Source organism: Chryseobacterium pennipullorum, assembly GCF_003384725.1.
GTDB classification, from domain to species: Bacteria; Bacteroidota; Bacteroidia; order Flavobacteriales; family Weeksellaceae; genus Chryseobacterium; species Chryseobacterium pennipullorum.
In genome coordinates, this window is record NZ_QNVV01000006.1 from 182944 (window position 1) to 204907 (window position 21964).

Consider the following 21964-nt stretch of genomic DNA (forward strand, 5'->3'; position numbering starts at 1 on the left):
TTAGAATTTAAATGTTACATTGACACCCAGGTCTCTTGTCGTAGGCATTGCACCGATTGACCACCCATAAGAGTTCACACCTCCGCCTACCATGGCTTCCGGATCTGCATATGGTAGATTTTTATGAATTATCCATAAGTTTCTCCCTACAATTGAAATTTTTGCATCGTAGATCTTTGTACCTGCCAATAAAGATTTTGGAAGGGTATAGCCAATACTTGCTTCTCTTAATTTGACAAAAGATCCATCATACACAAATTCGCTGGCAGGTTGTGTTTTATATCCCATGGCAGCATTATTGTCAAATGCAGATAATTGGATATTATTTGGAGTACCATCAGGAAGGACTCCAGGCAGAACAATAGGATTATCTCGGTAACCTCCAACAGCAGTTTCTTTATATAGGCCGGAAGAAAGCCCGTAGTACATATCCGTTGAGAAAATGTCTCCGCCTTTACGCACATCAATTAAAAAGCTTAAAGAGAATCCTTTATAATTGAAGCTGTTTCTGATACCTCCAATCCAGTCAGGAGTCGTGTTACCGATTACCTGATTAGGGTTTTGTAAATATTTTCCTGTTTTTGGATCGATTACTTTTTGTCCGTTTACATAAGTATAATCAGCCCCAACTAACGTTCCCCAGGCCTCACCTACTCTGGCATTTAGTGATACACCTCCCTGAAAGCTATTTAATAAATAATTTTGAATCCCCGGATAAAGTTCTACTACTTTATTCTGGTTTTTAGACCAGTTAGCATCAATATTCCACGTAAAGTCTTTTGTTTTGATTGGCACAAGACCTAACTGCACTTCGACCCCACTATTATCTATTCTACCAGCGTTAAATACTTTACCTGTATACCCAATAGCTGCAGATGTAGGTAATGGTGAAAGAATCTGAGGACTCGTTCTTGTTTTATAATAAGCAAAATCAACTGTTATTCTATCTCTTAAGAAATGTGCTTCAGTTCCAACCTCAAATTCATTAGCTTTTTGAGGTTGCAGCCCTGGTAACGGTTCATTCAAAATAGAGTTATAGATTCCCATGCCATTTAAGATTCCGGCAGACCTATAATTATTGTATAATTGATAGGAAGATGCCGCTCCACCAACCTGCGCATAATTCGCTCTTATTTTCCAGAAATTCATCCAGCTTTTGGTGTCAAGAATTTCAGACATAATTAATGATCCTGTTATGGAAGGATAATTAAAGACATTATTACCTTGTAGCAATGTTGATGTTTGTTCAACTCTCCATGTTGCATCTAAATAGAATTTTTTGTAAAAATCAAATGACGCGGTACCATACCATGAATTAGTTTGTATTGTATACTCATTTTCGTCCGGTGCAAGCGGCGCTTTCTTAGAATTTGACAGAGCAAAAATTCCTGGTACTATCAATCCTCCTTCCGTAGAAGCATAGACAGAGTTAAAGTGGTTTCTTCGTATATTACCTCCAACAACCCCAGAAATATTAATATTATCCGTAATATCAAATTTATAATTCACCATCAAATCATAATTGGTTTCCGTCTGAAGGATATCACGTCTCGCGTATCCGGAGCCAATAGAGTTATTGGACTGTCCGAAAGCTTGCGGAAGTGAACCTACAGCCAGTCTGTTTTCAGCCATAAGATTTGTTCTATCATAAGAAACCTTTCCAGTAACACTAATATTATCTAATAGATCATATGTTAACTGGCCATAAGTGAAGTTTCTGTATCTTTTATCTGAAGTATAATTCTGATAAGCCTGGAAATAAGGATTATTCCAATAAGCAGGAGCTCCATTTTCAGCCGTCTTTCTGTTCCAGGTCACATTACCGTAATTATTGGCAGCGCTGGCCACATTAGGATCAACATTTGCAAAATATGAGTTTTCAAGTGCTTTAAGATCTACATTTGTCTGCCACCATTGTCTGAAACCGGTCATCGGGTTGTTAGAGTATCCCGTAATGCTTCGACCTCTCGTATCCTGCAGAGTCAGTGTAGAATAAAAGGATGAATGCAATTTAGGAGTCAGATCATAATTAATTTTTAAGGAGAAAGTATTCTTATTAAGATGAGAGTTGGGTATTAACCCATCCGACATCATATTTTCATAAGTAAAATTTATATTTTTTCCTTTTTGACCTTTTTCCAATGTTACACTGTTGATGTAAGTCTCTGGATTATTGAAAAATTCGATAGGTCCGTTTTTTGCAGCTACCCAAGGTGTTGCCTTTTTGTAATTAGGCGATGAAGGATCAAAATAATCCCATTGATGAACTAATAAATTTGGGTCAAATTTTGGGCCCCAGGAGGCATCTGCGCCAAAATTGGCATTAAACAAGCCGTCACTGGCTTTTGATCCAAATTCTTGCTTATAACCAGCACCATATCTGGTCTGATATTCAGGGAACGTAGACTTATCAATAAATCCTACCTGTATTGCGGAAGAAAATGTTACTCCCCATGATCCATCATCTTTACCTTTTCCATTCTTAGTGGTAATTACAATCACTCCATTTAACCCTCTTTCACCATACAAAGCAGATGCTGCCGCTCCTTTTAGTACGTTAATCGACTCAATATCTTCCTGGTTAATATCAGACAAGGCATTTCCATAATCTATTGAATTGGCCTGAGTATTAGCATTATTAACAGGAGATCCGTCAATAACAATTAGGGGGTTACCTCCTTGTAACGATTTCACACCCCTGATCAACAAATTGGAAGATCCTCCAAAGTTATTATTAGTCGTAACATTAAGACCTGCCACCTTACCTGACAATTGTGCTGCAATATTCCCGGTATTAGTGGTTCCATCGGAAAGGGCACCTGCTTTGATTTCCTGGGAAGCATATCCCAAAGATTTCTTCTCTCTTTTAATCCCCAGCGCAGTTACCACTACTCCTTCGATCTCTTTTGCCTGAATTGTATCCTTCTTCTCCTGGGCGTTTACAATAGCCATAGAAGAGGTTACTACCAAAACAAGAAGACTTGCTGTTAGTTTCTTCATATCAATTAAATTTTATATCCGCACAAATTTGCCAATTTTCTTTAACAATTCAATCATAAATGTTAAAAAATATATCGAATTCGCAATTATATACAAGAGATAATACAAATCAATTAAAATTTTAAACTAAAAAAATAACATAAGTAAAAAAAATACTATCAATTCAGCAATATTGAAAAAATAATTTAATCAAAATAATCTATTATCAGTATAAGAGTAAAAACATTGAAAAACCATAAATCACAATAAAAAGAGTTATAGAAGCTAAATACGCTGCCAATTCCCTTATTTTCGGAAAAAAAAATAAAATACCGCGCTATACAAAAACAAAAAACCGCCCGAAGGCGGTATAATATAATATGAATGTTAAATAATGGATTAGTTTTTATCCCAGAACAGTTTTGTCTGCTGCTGATCTCCTCCAATAGCAGAAGAAGCCTGCTGATAATTAGCACCATTCAAATTCGATTCAGTCACAGGATACGTGAATCTCTTAGGAACAGGCCTTTCGGTTTCTGCCGGAAGCCTTAATGCTGGAGCATCATACTTTCTATAGACAGACCAAGCTTCAAAACCTCTATTGTACATGGCAATCCAAAACTGTTTTCCAATTTTTTCTCTCCAGGTACCTGCTGCAGTAGCATAGTTAACATCCGGCCTTGCAAGATAGGTTGTTATATCATCTTTTGCAATGCCCCAATATTCCATACTCGCTGTAATTGCTTGTTTATAATAATCTGCCGAAGATAAACTCACATTATATCCTCTTTCTTTAGCTTCAGCCAATAAGAAAGATATTTCAGAGTAATCCATCAGGTCACCTTTCAGATCTTGTAAAAAGAAGCCTGTACCAATATGCGTAAAATCAGCATAATCATTAAGGCTGCCATATACCCCCCCTACATATGGTGTTTTATTGTTATCAAAGAATACAGTTCTTCTTGGGTCATTCAATCCATTTAAATAATCAACAAATGTATCTGCAGGTACAAAATCCTGTCTACCACTTAAAACCAGATCCGCATATAATGGATTGGCATTAGCAGTATTGGCCTCATATTTAAGAATGAAATTATCCTCATTAGAAGCAATCAATCCATTATTATATGCTGCTTCTGCTTCTGCTTTAGATAAAGCAGGATCCGAATCAGCAATTCTCATAGCCAATTTAAACCTAAGGGACGCAGCCAATTTTTTCCACTTAGCCATATCTCCATCATAAATAAAGTCTACACCCAACCCTGAATAAGCCGGATCAATATCATTGTAAGCTGCTTTTGTTTTTAATAAAAGATCTTTATAAATCGTAAAGGCATCATCATATGCCGGAGTTGTATTTTCAACCCCCTGCAGAGCCTTTGAGTAAGGAATATTTCCAAACAAATCTACCAATTGCTGCCAGGTATATACCTCGACAAGAGTAATAAATGCAGCCTGGTTCTTCTTTTCACCGGGTGTAAGAACGTCATCAGCCATCACAGACTCCTTTGCTTTCTTTAAGTCATACAGGACATTCCCATACATGGTATTCCAGTGCGCATCAGGAATACCTCTGTTTCTGATATCATAATTGGTTTCAGTAACATATTGAGTTTCTGTCCAGTGTTGTGCAACCAATCTGAAAATATTATTGTTAACACTGGTACTTCCCATTTGATCAAATAAACTCTTTACTCCATTGGTAAACAGAAAACTACCAGGTACTTCGTTTGCATTTTTAGGATCTACATTCATAGTATCAAAACTCTCAGAGCATGAAGCCAGAGAAAAGGCGATGAGAGATCCTATTATTATTTTTTTCATAATTCTTCTTTTTTAAAATTCTACTTTTATACTTGCACCAATCTCTCTATATGATGGATGAGCACCATTCTGGAAACCAGAAGCATTTCCTGCTGTCATCAATGATTCAGGATCTGAATATGGTAAATTCTTGTGAATAATCCATAAATTTCTTCCAATAATAGAAAGCGTCATGCTGTCAATAAAACTATTGCCAAGCATTTCTTTAGGTAGTTTATAGGAAAGCGAAACATTTCTCAATTTAACAAAAGATCCATCATACACATGCATTGCTTCAGGAGCTCTATTGTAACCATACGGGTTGTTCACATTGGTAAAGCCAGTTCTAATATCATTGGGTGTTCCATCAGCTTTTACACCAGGTAAAATAATTCCTCCTCCATTAGCAAGAGAATTCCTAAGAGGATTACCCAAATCATTTAAACCTGCAGTTTCCTGATACAAGCCACTCCCTAGACCAAACGCCATATCCTGTGAATATACATCACCCCCTTGCTTAATATCTATTAAGAAGCTCAAACTGAAATTCTTATATCGGACCGTATTCATGATACTCCCTCTCCAGTCAGGAACCGCATCACCAATAATCTCCTGAGGATCATCACTTACCAAATATCTTCCATCAGCTCCAACCACTTTTTCTCCATTAAGGTAGACAAAGTTTGTCCCTCTTATGGTTCCGGTAGACTCTCCTATTTTAGCTCCTGTGGTTACATTCCACATCGATGCAAATTGTAAGAAGTCATTATCTCCATAAATATGGGTTACTTTTGATTTATTTTTAGACCAGTTACCTGTCAGTTCCCAGGTAAAATTAGATGTTTTAATAGGTACAACTGTTAATCTGGTTTCGATACCTGTATTTTCAATATTTCCAGCATTCACCCACATTCTTGTAAATCCGGAAGCACCAGAAATATCTGTGGGCGTAATAAGGTCTTCAGTTTTCTGCTTATAAACGGATACATCAAAATTCAGACGATTTCTGAAGAAACCCATTTCAAGTCCCGCTTCAAGCTCCTTCATTCTTTCAGGTCTTAAGTAGGGGTTTGCCGATGTCGCAGGAGCAGTCGCATTAAACGACCCGTTAAAGACAGGGTTAAATACATAAGTATTAACCAGATTGTATGGACCTGTGTCATTACCTACTTCTGCATAATTCAATCTCAATTTACCAAAGTTGATTTTATCTTTGCTTTGTAGCAGTTCAGAAAAGACAAAACTACCAGACACTGAATAATAATCATATCCGCGATTGGCTGTTGGTAATGCTGATGATTTGTCATATCGATATGAACCATCTACAAAAAGCATATTCTTATACCCTAAGCTTGCCTGAGCAAATAAACCTGTTGTAGTCTTCTTCTCATCAAAATCCAGTAAGTTATTTTCTGTTAATGGTTCTGCTGAATTGGTAATGGAATACAGACCTGCTACTTTCAAACCTCCATTCGTCACTACAGACATCCCGTACCTTCTGTTCCTTCTTAAATTGAATCCAACATTACCATTAAGGTTAAAATCACCTCCAAGATCCTTGTTAATATTAAAGATACCGTCATAGTTCATTTCATAAACTTTTTGCATCATCACATAATATTCACCATTCCCTCCATTACTAAGGCGACCCTGATCTGATGACCCTTTAGCCACTCTTTCTTCTCTTAAATCATCAAAGGTATCAAAGGTGTATCTTCCCATGAAGCTTAACCAATCCGTAAATTTATAATTCAAACCAAAATTACCAAAATAACGATTTCTATTATCAGTTTGGTAATTTTCGTATCTGTTGAAGTAGAAATTATCTGTATATCCCACTTTCTGAGTCTCCCAATCCTGAATATTCCACGTCATATTCTTTCCGGTTAGCTCATAGGCTTGTCTTTGCTTATCCATATCAACCGACATATTCCACCACTGTCTGAAAGACTGCATTGGGTTTCTGGATTCATAGCCTGTATACGCTCTACCTTTTCCTTTGGTATTGATGTATGATATATTAGCAAATACATTAAGCTTATCTGTAAAGTTATAATCGGCTGAAAAGTCAAGTGTATTTTTTTTCAGTTCACTATTTACCAAGGCTCCTTGTTGAAAGAAGTTGGTATAGCCTACCCTATATTTTCCTTTATCATTTCCCGCAGAAAAAGCGATGGAATTCTGATAGGTTGTAGAAGTATTCCACACTGAATTCGGATTCTTTCCCGCCACCCAAGGGGTTGGCTTCAGATATCCTGGTAAGTTGCTGTATTGTGAATCCCAGTCATACACAAGTCTGTTTGGATCAAACCTTGTCCCAAAAGAACTGTCATTATAGGTATTTACAATATTATTATCTATAATACCATCTCCGTTAATGTCAGGATAGCCATTTGCCGGGTCTGTATTGTAAAATGAATTTCCGGAAGTTCCACCCCCATATTCATTCTGATATTTTGGCAGTGTCGTTTTATCAACTGTCCCAATGGTAATAGAACTGTTAAACTCTACTCCAATCTTTTGGGATCTTCTACCTTTTTTAGTAGTAATCATAATGACCCCGTTCATTCCTCTGGAACCATATAAAGCAGATGCTGCCGCTCCTTTCAGAACGTTTACACTTTCAATATCATTTGGATTGATATCTGCCATACCGTTGGAATAGTCATACCCACCCCCACCTGAGGCCATACCTGATTTATTATAGGTATCATTATTCACCGGAGTACCGTCAACTACAATAAGCGCCTGGTTACTGGATGTAAGAGATTTTATCCCTCTAATAACCACGTTGGCAGAACCACCCATCGTTCCCGACTGGGTAATATTCAAACCTGCAACCTGTCCAGCTAAGGCATCAGAAACGTTGGCAACGGGAACGTTTGAAATCTGATCTCCCTTTACCTCTGTTGTTGAATAACCGAGAGATCTTTTCTCTCTTTTGATTCCGAGTGCAGTAACGACTACACCCTCAATTTCTTTTGTTTTTATCGTATCGTTCTTTGTCTGCTGGGCATTGGCGATTGCCACAGAAGAAGTCAAGACCAAAACAAGAAGACTCGTTGTTAGTTTCTTCATATCAAATTAATTTTGTATCCGTACAAATTTGTAAAACTTTATTAATATCACAAAGGAATTTCTTAAAAAAATATAAAATATTCAAAGATTGAAAATTTTAACCACAAATAATATATTAAAATAAGTTAAAAAAGTAATTTTTAACAAAAATTAAAAATTAATTAAATGTTTTTATTTCAGAAATATCAACGATCCCAATTATTGATACCATCTATGGTAGACCCGTCATAAACCAACCGCAAAATACACATAATCAAATACATACGAATTACAACAATTAGAAAAACAAAGAAAACATGAAAACATGCAATGCACTGCATAATTTTTTTTTCATCACCGTTAAGAGAAAAAGAATCTACAAATGACGAATGACATGATATAATTGTAAAGAATAAATTGAAAATGAATAAATATAATAATACAAATAGAGGATATTATAAATTAATATTAACCTAATTAAAATTGTAATTAAAAAATGTAAATAAGTAACTTACTTTAAACAAAAAAAATAAAGTCAATTAATGTATTCTACAAGGATGTATTTGGGAAAACAAAGTCTAATCAATTTCTTTTTTTTAATTTTACCAATGAAATGGCAGAAATAAATATTGAACTCATTAAGAGCTGGTCCAACCTTTATACCGAAGCCGGGTGTGATGAAGTAGGAAGAGGCTGTCTAAGCGGGCCGGTGGTGGCTGCAGCTGTTATTTTGGATGATCATTTTCAACAGAACCTGGTGAATGATTCAAAGAAATTGACTTTTAAGACCCGGATGGAGCTGGACAGCTATATCAAAGACAATGTAAAGACTTACGCCATTGCAGAGCTCCCACCTACATTTATAGATGAGCATAATATCCTTAATGCCAGTATTCATGCGATGCACCGTGCTTTAGACCGGCTTACCATTGTTCCTGAACTTATTCTTGTTGACGGTAATAAATTTCATCCCTATAATTATATTCCCCATCAATGCATCATTAAAGGCGATTCAAAAGTACTGTCTATTGCGGCAGCGTCTATTCTTGCTAAAAACTACAGAGATCAGCTTATGATCCAACTTCACGAGGAACATCCCGAATATGGATGGGACACTAATTTCGGGTATGCGACCAAAAAACATCAGGAAGCTCTGATCAAACATGGACCTACAAAACATCACAGACAGTCTTTCAGACTCAAATATGATTAAAACAAAATAGCAGGATATCTTATTGTAATTCAACGCAAAGGAACGCTAAATTTTCTTAGATCTTAAACAAAAACGATCGCTAAGGCGTTTCACTCAGCAGAAAAAAACTTTGCTGAACGAAGTGCCACTGCGAACGAAAATAATGCACAACACCAATAACCTTGCGAAAGTTGCGTTAAAAAAAAACAGGTTCAAGCTACAGCTCTTGTGAAAATAATGAAGTACCTGAGTTTTACCACGCAAAGGAACACTAAATTTTCTTAGTTCTTATACAAAAAACGATCGCTAAGGCGTTTCACTCAGCAGAAACCCCTTGCTGAACGAAGTGCCACTGCGAACGAAAATCATACACAACACCAATAACCTTGCGAACGCTGCGTTAAAAAAATAGGTTCCAGCTTTACAGCTCTTGTAAAAAATAATGAAGTACCTGAGTTTTACCACGCAAAGGAACACTAAATTTTCTTAGTTCTTATACAAAAACGATCGATAAGGCGTTTCACTCAGCAGAAAACCCTTGCCGAACGAAGTGCCACTGCGAACGAAAATCATACACAACACCAATAACCTTGCGAACGCTGCGTTAAAAAAATAGGTTCCAGCTTTACAGCTCTTGTAAAAAGAGTAAACTAATTTTTTAAAAGCAAAATAAAAAAAAGATAGTTGCCGAAATAAACCGACAACTATCTCTTAAATTATTAATAACTATATCCTATTAATCTGTAACGCTTATTTAGGACTAGTCAAGATTTTATTTCTTTTTGTTTCTGATCTGCTCCTGAGCTTTTTGTTGTTCCTGAGCCTTTTCCATCATCTCTCTCATTCTCTTCTGGAACTTACCTTCTGCTTTAGGCTTCTCTTTGTTGGCCTGTATCTGCGCATGGATCTTTTTCTCGTCCAAAATCCAGTATTTAATAACAAGGATAATAAGGATGTTGATGGCATTTGATACGAAGTAGTACCATGAAAGACCAGATGCTGAAGTATTTAGGAAGAATAGGAATGTAATCGGGAAGATATACATAAGCACTTTCATATTGGGCATCCCTTCCTGCTGAGGCTGCTGCATATTTCCGGAAGTCATTATCGTATAAATAAGGATCACTACCGTACATGCCAAAGCAAAAACACTTAAGTGGTCTCCAAGGAACGGAATCTTAAATGGCAACTTAATCAAATCATCATAAGCTGTAAGGTCCTTAGCGAACCAGAATCCCTGACCTCTCAGATCAATAAAGTTCGGGAAGAAACGGAACAGGGCATAGAAGATTGGGATCTGAACCAATGCCGGAAGACATCCTGCCATCTGATTCACTCCGGCTTTCCGGTAAATTTCCATAGTAGCCTGCTGTTTCTTCATCGGATCTGCATCTTTAAGCTTGGCATTGACCTCATCAATCTCAGGACGAATCACTTTCATCATCGCACTCAGCTTATGCTGCTTATACATAATAGGAGATAAGATCAGTTTAACGATAATGGTCATCAGGAAGATCACCCAACCTGCCGTTAAGCCCCAATCTGCAATGATATTGTACATCGGCATAAAGAACCCACGGTTCATCCATCCTATAAAAGACCATCCTAATGGCAGAATCTCGTCAAAATTTTTGTCATAAGACTTCAGCAACGGAAGATCCAATGGCATAAAGTACCACATAAAATCCTGATTCAGCTCACTTCCGGTCATCTGAACAAAACCTTCGTAGTTTAATTTTTTAAGATATTCTCCTTCTTCAACATTCTCCTGATTTCCTTTACTTTGGGTGAAGCCATTTTTAGCTTCAATAACAGAGGCAAAAAACTGTTGCTTTACCCCGATCCAGTTAAGTGTTTCTTTCTCTTCCTCCATGGTTGTCCTTCCATCATAATCATAATCTTTATAATTATTGAATGCATAAGAGAATTCCGAGTGAGATTGTTCCTGAGCTCTACCCTTTTCAAGGTTTCTTACATTATAATCCCAGATGAAATCTGCTTTATTATCAGAAGTAACTGTAGAAAGCCCCTGAGTTCTTACTTTAAAATCCAGTGTATATTTAGGAAGTAATGTATAGATAAACTGAATAACGGCACCATTATAATTGGCTGTCATTGTTACCGCATTCCCGTTTACGGAAGGAGAGAAAACCAAATCTTTCGTATTGATTACTTTTCCTGTTTTATCTTTAAACTGAAAGCCGTAGTTGGAATTGTTTTTATTAATCAGGTAAAGCGGAAGATCAGCCTTATCTGTTTTGTGATCATATGCTTTATACTCTGAAAGCTGAACTTTAGAAACCTGACCTCCTAAACTTGAGAACTCTACATTCAGTTCTTTGTTTGACAGACTGGCCGTCTGAATAGCATTAGGAGTTACATTTGGATTGATATTCGTTGCCTGAGTTTGTTTTACGGCAGTTTTCGCCTGTTCAGTTTTCTGCTGCTGAGCTTTCAACTGTTCCTCACCCGCCTGTTTGTTCTGGAAATAGAACATAAAGCCAAAGAGAACCAGACATAAAACCGCGAAACTAATCATTTGCTTCTTATCGATTCCGTTGTTTTGTTGCATTTTATTTTATATTAAAATTTTAAATTTAAAATGTACCTACTTGCGTACGTAATTTGAGCTGACAAAAATACTGTTTTTTTATCAAAACTCTATGCTTTACTACGTTACTATATAATAAACTCAAGCTGAGAATAATCAGCCTGAGTTTATAACAAGACGTTTATGATAAAAATTTACCTTATTTCTTTTCGCAGGCTTTAATGAAAGCTCTGAATAAAGGATGTGGCGTTGCTACCGTACTCTTATATTCCGGGTGATACTGAACTCCAACATAGAATGGATGATCAGGAAGCTCGAGAGCTTCTACCAATCCTGTTTCCGGGTTTGTCCCTGTAGCAAGGAAGCCATTCTTCTCAAATTCCTGAAGATAATCACTGTTAAATTCATAACGGTGACGGTGTCTTTCAGTAATATTTTTGGTTCCGTAGGTATCATATAGCTTCGAACCGTTCTTAAGCGCACACTTCCACGCTCCAAGTCGCATGGTACCTCCTTTGTCAATTACATTTTTCTGTTCCTCCATTAAGGAAATAACAGGATCTGGTGTTGCCGTATCAAATTCCATTGAGTTGGCTTTGGTATAGCCTAAAACATTTCTGGCAAACTCAATCGTCATAATCTGCATTCCCAAACAGATTCCCAACATTGGAATTTTGTTTTCTCTTGCATATTTTGCAGTCAGAACCTTTCCTTCGATCCCTCTGTCTCCGAAACCTGGTGCCACAAGGATACCGTTCACTCCTTTTAAGGTATCTTTAATATTTTCTTCTGTAATATCTCCACTGTATACCCATCTTACCTTCACTTCAGTTTCAAGGTCAGCTCCTGCATGTTTAAACGCTTCAGCAATAGAAATATAAGAATCCTGAAGAGAGATATATTTTCCTACCAATGCAATTTCAACTTTCTTCTTAGGATTCTGGAATTTTTTAAGGAAACTCTTCCAGTCCTTTAGATCAGCATCTTTATCACTTTTCAGATCCAGTTCTTTCAGCACTACGTCGTCAAAGTTCTGTTTCTGAAGATACATTGGCACTTCATAGATCGTTTCCAGATCTTTACATTCTATCACATTATCCAAAGGAACATTACAGAACTGAGCCAGTTTTGCTCTCTGATCTTTAGGAATCTTATGCTCTGTTCTGCATACCAGGACATCAGCCATAATTCCGCTTTCCATCAGTTGACGCACAGAATGCTGCGATGGTTTTGTTTTCAATTCTCCACTGGAGGCCAGGTAAGGAAGCAATGTAAGGTGGATAACCATAGAGTTTTTCTCTCCCAGTTCCCATTTCAGCTGGCGAACGGTTTCAATGTACGGTAAAGATTCGATATCTCCCACTGTACCTCCGATCTCCGTAATAATGATATCGTAGTTCTGTTTTGAAAGAATTTTGATTCTGCGTTTAATTTCGTTCGTAATATGAGGAATGACCTGAACGGTTTTCCCTAAGAAATCTCCCTTTCTTTCTTTTTCGATAACCGTCTGGTAGATTTTTCCTGTAGTAACGTTGTTGTTTTGGGATGTTGGCGCATCAAGGTAGCGCTCATAGTGACCTAAATCCAGATCCGTCTCCGCACCATCTTCAGTCACATAACACTCTCCGTGTTCATAAGGATTCAATGTTCCCGGGTCGATATTGATATAAGGATCAAGTTTTTGGATCGTTACGTTAAAACCGCGTGATTTTAGCAATAGTCCCAGAGAAGCAGAAACGATTCCTTTTCCCAAAGATGAAGTTACACCTCCTGTCACAAAGATGTATTTTGTATTCTTTTTACTCATTAGATTAGGTTTGTGCAAAGTTATGGGAAAAAGAAACACAAAGCAATTATTTACATTTTGAAAATGAAAAAACACCGTTCAAACAATTATAAAACCTGATTAAAAAAAATATTTATATGGGGTATAAACCAATGACACAAACTAATAGACATCACGATTTCGGCAAACTCAATCAGATGATTATCGCCCCAATATTGTGGACTGTATTAATTGGTGTATGATTCTGAACAGGATTATATTCATCAATACGATTTCAAAAGGAGATGTGCTGATCAATAATTTTGAAATTTTCACCTTTCAGCCGGCAACATGAATATCCGGCACTGAAAACATAACCACAAAAAAAAGGATTCCCATCTCAGCTGGAAATCCTTTTCTGTTAAAATATAGGTATAACTATTTCTTTACCAGTTCAAGATATACGGTAATATCAACGTCCTTGGCAACGCCTTTTCCTGTAGGATCATATTTTATATTATAATCCAGACGGTCAATGGTGAATTTCGCCTGAAGCCCCATCAATTCTTTTCCATCCTTATTTTTAGTGGTTCCTCCAACAGTTACCGGTACGCTTACTTCTTTGCTTACCTCTTTAATGACCAGTTTTCCTGTAAAGAGATAGCCCCCGTTTTTATCTTTGGAAACAGATGCGCCATCAAATGTAATATCAGGATATTGGCCTGCTCCAAAAAAATCATCACTCCTAAGATGCTTGTCTCTCATATCAACTCCTGTATTGATGCTTTCGGCTGCAATAGTTACGGTAAGTGCTGCATTGTCAAGAGAAGCCCCCTTGGTCGTTAATTTTCCATTAAACTTATCAAACCTTCCCTGGACAAAGCTGATTCCCATGTGCTTGATACTAAAGTTCACTGAGGAATGCATCGGATCTATTTCCCAATTGTTCTGAGCAAAACCCATCACACTCAGGAACGTCAATACAAAGGATAAAAATAGTTTTTTCATTGTCGTTATCTTTTAATTAATATTTTAATTTAACAAAGCTAATATATGAAAGATATTCCGACAACAATCTATAATTATTTTTACGATTCCCTTAAGATAAGTTCGGAAGAAAAATGCATTTTTTTATAACTTCGCAGTATGGCAAAACTGAAAACAGCATATTTCTGTCAAAACTGCGGATCCCAATATTCTCAATGGATGGGACAATGCAAAAACTGCGGGCAATGGAATACTTTAGTAGAAGAAGTCGTGGAAAAAACTTCTCATAAAACACCTCCTTTTTCAAAAACCAAACAACATGTCATCAACATTATTGAGGTGGAGACCAGTGAGGAACCGAGAATTAAAACCCCTTCCGAAGAACTGAACCGAGTTTTGGGTGGCGGTATTGTTCTGGGATCAGTTACCCTGATCGGTGGTGAGCCGGGAATCGGAAAATCTACCCTTCTTCTACAGCTGGCTTTAAAGATGAAAAAGAAGGTATTCTATGTCTCAGGTGAGGAAAGTGCCTCTCAGATTAAAATGAGAGCAGACAGGCTGACCGACGTACAAAATCCCAACTGCTTTCTCTTTACGGAAACATCCCTTGAAAAAATTCTTCACGAAGCCAAAAAACTGGAACCGGATTTCATGATCATAGACTCTATCCAGACTCTTCAGTCCCAGCTGATCGAAAGCTCACCGGGAACGGTTTCTCAAATCCGGGAATGCTCCAACGAGATTATCAAGTACGCCAAAGAAAACAACACACCGGTATTTCTTGTCGGCCATATTACCAAAGATGGGCAGATTGCCGGTCCTAAGGTCCTGGAACATATGGTGGACGTCGTATTGAATTTTGATGGTGACCGCAATCACCTTTTCAGACTTTTGAGGGCTAACAAAAACCGTTTTGGCTCCACCTCCGAGATTGGCATCTATGAAATGATTTCACAAGGACTGAAGGAAATTAAAAATCCTTCGGAAATCCTGATTACCAAGAAGTTTGAAGAGCTTTCCGGAAACTCTGTTGCCGTAACGCTTGAAGGAAACCGGCCAATGCTTTTGGAAATCCAGGCTTTGGTAAGTACTGCTGTTTATGGAACTCCTCAGAGAAGTTCGACAGGATTTGATGCCAAAAGACTCAATATGTTGTTGGCCGTTCTGGAAAAACGCGCTGGGTTTCAGCTGGGGGCTAAGGATGTTTTCCTGAATATCACGGGGGGAATCAAAACCGACGACCCGGCGCTGGATCTCGCGGTGGTAGCTTCCATACTTTCTTCCAATGAAGATATTGCCATATCAGAACATTACTGTTTTGCGGGTGAAATCGGACTGAGCGGTGAAATCCGGCCGATAGCACAAGCGGAGCAGCGCATTTCTGAAGCAGAAAAACTGGGCTATGAAAAAATATTTATCTCAAACCTTAATAAAATTCCTAAAAGAAAATTTGGGATCAAAATTGAAGAGGTAAGTAAAATTGAAGATTTTCACGAAAGGCTTTTTTAATAAAAACACAACCCCATTTTTTAAACATCCCGAAGTGTATTCTTAATAGATGGTATTGTATATTGATCGTGTATTTATTCACCGCACGAAGAATCGGAGGATCATAAATTAACAACACAATTATTTTAAAGATAAAAAACCCTTACAAATAAAGGCGTTTCCATATACAATCATTAATGAAATAATAAAATTCACCAATTATTGATTTTTTTGCATAAATTTGTTTATCACCACTTAAACAAATAAAATGAAAACAAAATTAGCAATTCTTGTATTGTTTTGTGCTACCTTATTGTATGCACAAAACAGAGTTTTTCAAAATCCCATTAATGAAAGTACTTTAAAAACAAATCAGAAAGTAAGCCGCGAATTATCATCCACTTATTTACTGACAAAGTATTATTCTCAACCTTCTTTTAATTTAAGATCCGATTTGCAGATTACACTTCCTACAGGCAACGAAATTACTGCAAAATTTATCCGTACTTACTCCTACAGCAACAAAAGCGAATCTTATGTTTATGCTGTAGAAAACGACCCGAAAGCAGAACTTGTCCTTTCCAAATATGACAACACTATCACAGGAATGTATGCTTCAGGTACCGGCGAAAAGATTATGTTTCATCAGACAGATGCTTCTGTTTTTGCACTTTCTGTCGTAAGTGATTCTAAAATTATTAATCAGGATAGCATAGATGATTATATTCTGGATAAGACAGAAAGTTTTAACAGAGCGAACTCCAATGTATGCTCATCTTCAACACCTGTATGCCCTGCCACGAGAATCGATGTAATGATCGTTTTTACCACAGCCGCCAAAAATGCATGGGGAGGGCTTTCCCAGAGCAATTCTTTTGTTGCCACTGCCATTACCAATTTCAATACGGCATTAACCAATTCAGGAGTTTCAAATGTAACGATCAATCTGGTCTACTCAGGGGAGATCGCTTATACTGAATCAGGAAGCCTGAGCACCGATCTGCCCCGTCTCAGAAACAACAATGATGGCTTTATGGACAGTGTGCATAGTTTAAGAACAACTTACGGAGCCGACTTATGTGCACTGGTGACCTCTACCCCCACCAATACCTGTGGTTTGGGATATGTCAATACAAGTGCGACAAACTATTCCAGCTCTTCAGGGTTTTGTGTGAGCTTATACAATTGTGCCGTATCCAATTATTCGCTTGCCCATGAACTTGGCCACAATATGGGGCTTAGACATGACTGGTATGTAGATACGAGCACCACTCCATGTGATCATCACCATGGATATACCAATAAAAAAGCGATCGAACTGGGTACAGCCAGTACCTCTTCCCAGAGATGGAGAACCATTATGGCTTATAATGACGAATGTTCATCCAAAGGATTTAACTGTACAAGGATCAATCGGTGGGCGAATCCAGGTGTTAACTACAACAGTGATCCTACGGGAGTTGCCATTGGAAATGCCAAGCCTGCCAATGAGGCATTTGGATTTGCGCGTTTCGCCTGTGCCGTTTCTAATTTTATGCCTGAGACCCAACCGTTCCAGGCTCCTAAAGATGAAATTCTTGCACCACAAAAATTCACTCTGTATCCAAATCCGGCTCATGAGGTCATTAATATCTCAGGAAGCGAATCTGGAAGATTTTCATTTAAAATATACAACTCATCAGGCCAGAATATAATAACCACCTCCGACAGAACAATTCATTTAAAAGGATTGTTATCAGGAGAATATTTTTTAAATATTTATAATGACAAAAATATCATGATAGAAAATAAAAAGTTTATCGTTAGATAATTTCTTATATTTAATTAGTTTATAAACCTTCAAATATGTTAACTTTATTTGAAGGTTTTTATTTTTGCAGCCTTTTATCATATGAACTATTTAGCGCACTCATTTCTTTCTTTTACAGATCAACAAATTGTAGGGCAGTTTCTCGAAGATTTTATCCGGAACAGGGATCGTTTTTCTTTTCCAAAAGGCATTCAGGATGGAATAACGCTTCACCGCGCTATTGATACCTTTACAGACTCACATCCCGCGATCCATGAGGCAAAAAAAGTATTTTCCCCTCTGGTACGGCTGTACGCCGGTGCTTTTGTGGATGTATCAATGGATTATTTTGTGGCAAACGATTTGTCTTTGCATTCACTGGCAGAATGGAAGGCCCACTCTCTGCATGTCTACCAGGTTTTGAACACCCATCACGAATGGCTTCCCGAAAACTTTAAAAGAATGCTGGTGAAAATGGAACAGGATGACTGGCTGTATAATTACCGTGAGAACTGGGGCATCAAGTTCAGTATTCAGAATGTTCTCAACAAAGCGAAGTATCTGGATAAAGATATTCCTGTTTATGAAGCTTTTTTAGACCACAAAGATCTCCTCCAACAATGTTATAATGATTTTTTTCCTGATCTGCTGGCTCATGCACGAGGCATCAATGCATTACTTCAGGTTGAAAATTAATTCAGGAGCTGTTTAAGAAATAACAGACAAGGTATTTAAAACTGTTTATACAGGTACCGGTTAGGATAAGAAAGCTTTTCACTTTTTCTTTCTCCGTTGACAATGATATGAACAATATTAATCTGATCGTCAAACAGATTATACAGGAAGCTTACCGCAGCTTCTATCTTTTTGGGATGTACTACAGGTTCCGACTCCAGAAAGACATTCACAGACTCCTGATCTTCTTCATATCCGACATAATTGACTTTCAAAAATTGATTATCTGCTTTTAGCCTGAAATACTCAAGGCAGTATTTTGGCAGAACGTCATTAATTCTGGCTTTGTATTTTTCATCATTAAAATGATAAGAACCTCCATACTTTTTCCCAAGACCATTTTCCATATCATCCAGAAAAAAACGGCCCGTAATTTCAAATGTCTTCGATTTAGGGTTATAATTAATCTCCACTGAGCCTACGTGATACGGGTGTTTCACCGCTGTAAAAGACAGTAAAAAAATAGCAGGAATCAAAAACAGCCATAATTTCTTCATATACCCGGACATTAAAATAAATTTTGTCCGAAATTAATCATTATTTTCGTACGCATTATACTTTTACGCTATGATGCAGGATTTCCTTTTTTATTTAAACCTCGGCTGGGAACATATTATCTCCTTAGATGCCCTGGACCATCAGTTGTTTGTTCTCGCACTAATTGCCGTTTATTCTTACAGTGACTGGAAAAAAATTCTGATCCTCGTCACCGCATTTACCATCGGTCATTCGATCACACTGGCTTTAAGCATCCTCGATGTCTTCAGGGTTCCTTCAGATTGGGTTGAGTTTTTAATTCCTCTAACGATTGTTCTGACATCCCTGGATAATATCATTATGAAAAACCAGAAGCAGACGCTGATGCGGGCCAATTACTATCTGGCCCTGATCTTCGGACTGATTCACGGAATGGGATTTGCCAATACGGCGAGGGTAATGATTGCCAAAAGTCAGAGCATTGCCGTCCCGCTTTTAGGATTCAATATCGGACTTGAACTGGGACAGATGGTTATCGTGGCTGCTATTCTGGTGATTCTTTTTATCCTTCTCAATATTTTCAAAGTGAATAAAAAAGACTGGATCCTGTTTGTTTCTTCCGGCGTATTCGCTTTATCATTAAAGATGGCTTTAGAAAGAATTCCTTTTTAAGCATAAAATACTTTGATTATTTCAATAGCTTATTGCTATCTTTGAGAATTATTAAATCTTTTCGGTTATGAAACTAAAAGTTGTCATATTCTCACTTTCTGTATTCGGATATACAGGTTTCACCGCACAAAATATTCAGAATAACCCGGGCAGCAACCATGGAAACAGGTTTGAGCAGCTGGGAACTATCCTGCCCACGCCCAATATGTACAGAACTGCTTCCGGAGCTCCGGGACACGGATACTGGCAAAACAGGGCCGACTACAACATCACGGCTTACCTGGATGAGGATAAAAGAAATCTGAAAGGTTCTGAAACCGTAACGTATTATAACAATTCTCCTGATGAGCTGGATTATATCTGGCTGCAGCTTGATGAAAACGAACATTCCAATATAAAAAATGCAGGGTATGATACATCTTCTGTACTTCGCCCTTCAACAACTGATCAGCAGCTCAAGGTAACTGAACTGCCGGTAAAGGACAACGGCTATGGGGTCAATCTTGAAAAAGTAACGGATGCCGCAGGAAATCCACTGAAGTACACGGTCAACAAAACCATGATGCGAATCGATCTTCCGAAAGCGTTGAAAAAAGGAGAGAAATTGATCTTTAAAGTAGACTGGAATTACAATATCGGAAACAGAATCAAAATGGGTGGCCGCGGAGGTTATGAAAACTTCCCGGAAGATGGCAATGACCTGTACACCATGGCCCAGTGGTATCCGAGAATGTGTGTATACAGTGATTTCCAGGGCTGGCAGAACCACCAGTTTACAGGGAGAGGAGAATTTGCCTTGGTATTCGGAGATTTTAAAGTTTCCATCAACGTACCTGCTGACCATATGGTAGGCGGAACCGGAGAATGTAAAAACTATGACCAGGTCTTAACACCAGACCAGCTTTCAAGATACAGAAAAGCAGAAAATGCATCTGAACCCGTGGAAATTGTCACCCTCGATGAAGCTAAAAAAGCTGAAAAAAATCATTCAAAACAAAGAAAAACCTGGAACTTCGAAGCTAAGGATGTCAGAGACTTTGCCTGGACCTCTTCCCGGAAGTTTATCTGGGACGGAATGCGCGTGACCATCCCTGAAAACAACAATAAGGTGATGGCAATGAGCTTCTATCCTAAAGAGTCTTATGGTCTTTACAGAAAGTTTTCCACAAAAGCGGTAGCCCATACGATAAAAACGTACTCAGAATTTACAATTCCTTACCCATATCCCGTTGCACAGTCTGTAGAAGCGGCCAATGGAATGGAATATCCGATGATCTGTTTCAATTTCGGAAGAACGGAGAAAGACGGAACTTATTCCGAAGGAACCAAAAACGGAATGATTGGAGTGATCATCCATGAAGTAGGACACAATTTCTTTCCGATGATCATCAATTCTGATGAGAGACAATGGGCATGGATGGATGAGGGACTGAATACCTTCACTGAATATCTTACGGAAGAAAAATGGGATAATACATTCCCGTCCAAAAGAGGACCGGCATGGACGATTGTAGATTATATGAAACTTCCTAAAGATCAGCTGGAGCCCATCATGAGCAATTCTGAAAACATTGTTCAGTACGGACCGAACGCTTATTCTAAGCCCGCTACAGGTCTGAATATCCTTCGTGAAACCATTATGGGAAGGGAACTTTTCGATAAAGCGTTCAAAACCTATGCAAAAAGATGGGCCTTCAAGCATCCTGAACCTGCAGATCTTTTCCGAACGATGGAAGATGCCAGCGGTGAAGATCTTGACTGGTTCTGGAGAGGCTGGTTCTATGGAACAGATCCTGTGGATATTGCCATTGATAAAGTAACGGTAGCAACACCCAATCTGGAAACCCATCCAAAAGTAGCTGAAGAAATAAAATATCAAGTCGACAAGCCTTTGGTCAACAGCTTTGAAGATCTTTCAAAAATAAGGAACAGAGAAGATAAAAACATTACTTTCTATGTTGACAAGGATAAGGATGTTCAGGATTTTTACTACCGATATGACAGAGGCCAGGAGAAAGTAAGTACCAAGGAATATACGACAAAGAAAGAAGCCACTCTGCCATTGGATGCCAGGGACAAAGATAGATTCAAAAATATGACGGCTTATCAGATTGATTTCGTGAACAAAGGCGGGCTGGTAATGCCAATCATTCTTGAATTTACCTTTGAAGACGGCTCAAAATTATATGATAAATCTGCAGCGCAAATCTGGAGGCTGAACGAGCAAAAGGTTTCAAAGACTTATTATTTTGATAAGAAACTGAAATCTATCCAGCTGGACCCCATGAGAGAAACAGCAGACATCGATACCACCAATAATTTCTGGAGCAGTGCCGGATCCGGTACGGAAACTTCAAAGTTCCAACTTTTTAAACAAAAACAGGAAGGCGGCTCCGTAAGAGGAGGTGCCAACGGAAAGGTAAACCCAATGCAGGCGGCAGGAAAAAGCTAATATAATTTTAAGACAAC

General features: G+C 38.0%; 13 protein-coding genes. 6 read left to right on the forward strand and 7 right to left on the reverse strand.

What is annotated here, in order from left to right; genetic code table 11:
• The 3 genes from DRF67_RS09220 to DRF67_RS09230 form a co-directional block, all read right to left on the reverse strand.
• Window positions 1-3000 (reverse strand): SusC/RagA family TonB-linked outer membrane protein, encoded by a 3000-nt coding sequence (locus DRF67_RS09220; protein WP_115928005.1) that lies wholly within the window; start codon window positions 2998-3000, stop codon window positions 1-3.
• A 378-nt stretch (window positions 3001-3378) separates the two neighbouring features.
• Complete coding sequence (locus DRF67_RS09225; protein ID WP_115928006.1) at window positions 3379-4803, reverse strand: SusD/RagB family nutrient-binding outer membrane lipoprotein; 1425 nt, start codon at window positions 4801-4803, stop codon at window positions 3379-3381.
• A 12-nt stretch (window positions 4804-4815) separates the two neighbouring features.
• Entirely contained in the window at window positions 4816-7860 is a 3045-nt protein-coding gene (locus DRF67_RS09230) for a SusC/RagA family TonB-linked outer membrane protein (RefSeq protein ID WP_115928007.1), read from the reverse strand.
• Between the two features lie 607 nt (window positions 7861-8467).
• Between DRF67_RS09230 and DRF67_RS09235 the strand changes: the two genes are divergently transcribed.
• On the forward strand, window positions 8468-9052 hold the full coding sequence (locus DRF67_RS09235) for a ribonuclease HII (RefSeq protein WP_115928034.1): 585 nt from the start codon (window positions 8468-8470) through the stop codon (window positions 9050-9052).
• Between the two features lie 751 nt (window positions 9053-9803).
• Here the strand turns inward: DRF67_RS09235 and yidC are convergent.
• From yidC to DRF67_RS09250, 3 genes are all read right to left on the reverse strand, one after another.
• On the reverse strand, window positions 9804-11603 hold the full coding sequence (gene yidC, locus DRF67_RS09240) for a membrane protein insertase YidC (RefSeq protein ID WP_115928008.1): 1800 nt from the start codon (window positions 11601-11603) through the stop codon (window positions 9804-9806).
• A gap of 178 nt (window positions 11604-11781) precedes the next feature.
• Complete coding sequence (locus tag DRF67_RS09245) at window positions 11782-13389, reverse strand: CTP synthase (protein ID WP_115928009.1); 1608 nt, start codon at window positions 13387-13389, stop codon at window positions 11782-11784.
• 396 nt (window positions 13390-13785) lie between these two features.
• Window positions 13786-14355, reverse strand: a complete 570-nt coding sequence (locus tag DRF67_RS09250) for a YceI family protein (protein WP_115928010.1) — start codon at window positions 14353-14355, stop codon at window positions 13786-13788.
• 138 nt (window positions 14356-14493) lie between these two features.
• On the opposite strand from DRF67_RS09250, the gene radA reads away from it, so the two are divergent.
• The 3 genes from radA (at window position 14494) to DRF67_RS09265 (ending at window position 18307) form a co-directional block, all read left to right on the forward strand.
• A complete protein-coding gene (radA, locus tag DRF67_RS09255) occupies window positions 14494-15843 on the forward strand; it encodes a DNA repair protein RadA (protein WP_115928011.1) in 1350 nt (449 codons plus the stop codon).
• A 247-nt stretch (window positions 15844-16090) separates the two neighbouring features.
• A complete protein-coding gene (locus tag DRF67_RS09260) occupies window positions 16091-17632 on the forward strand; it encodes a M12 family metallo-peptidase (protein ID WP_115928012.1) in 1542 nt (513 codons plus the stop codon).
• Between the two features lie 81 nt (window positions 17633-17713).
• On the forward strand, window positions 17714-18307 hold the full coding sequence (locus tag DRF67_RS09265) for an acyl carrier protein phosphodiesterase (RefSeq protein WP_115928013.1): 594 nt from the start codon (window positions 17714-17716) through the stop codon (window positions 18305-18307).
• Window positions 18308-18342: 35 nt separating this feature from the next.
• Here the strand turns inward: DRF67_RS09265 and DRF67_RS09270 are convergent, their stop codons facing one another.
• On the reverse strand, window positions 18343-18843 hold the full coding sequence (locus tag DRF67_RS09270) for a DUF6702 family protein (protein ID WP_115928035.1): 501 nt from the start codon (window positions 18841-18843) through the stop codon (window positions 18343-18345).
• A 73-nt stretch (window positions 18844-18916) separates the two neighbouring features.
• On the opposite strand from DRF67_RS09270, the gene DRF67_RS09275 reads away from it, so the two are divergent.
• Together DRF67_RS09275 and DRF67_RS09280 are read left to right on the forward strand one after the other, a co-directional pair.
• On the forward strand, window positions 18917-19495 hold the full coding sequence (locus DRF67_RS09275) for a HupE/UreJ family protein (protein ID WP_115928014.1): 579 nt from the start codon (window positions 18917-18919) through the stop codon (window positions 19493-19495).
• A gap of 67 nt (window positions 19496-19562) precedes the next feature.
• Window positions 19563-21947 carry a M1 family metallopeptidase gene (locus DRF67_RS09280; protein WP_115928015.1) on the forward strand — a complete coding sequence of 795 codons (2385 nt, stop codon included), beginning with the start codon at window positions 19563-19565 and terminating at the stop codon, window positions 21945-21947.
• Window positions 21948-21964 lie beyond the last annotated feature (17 nt).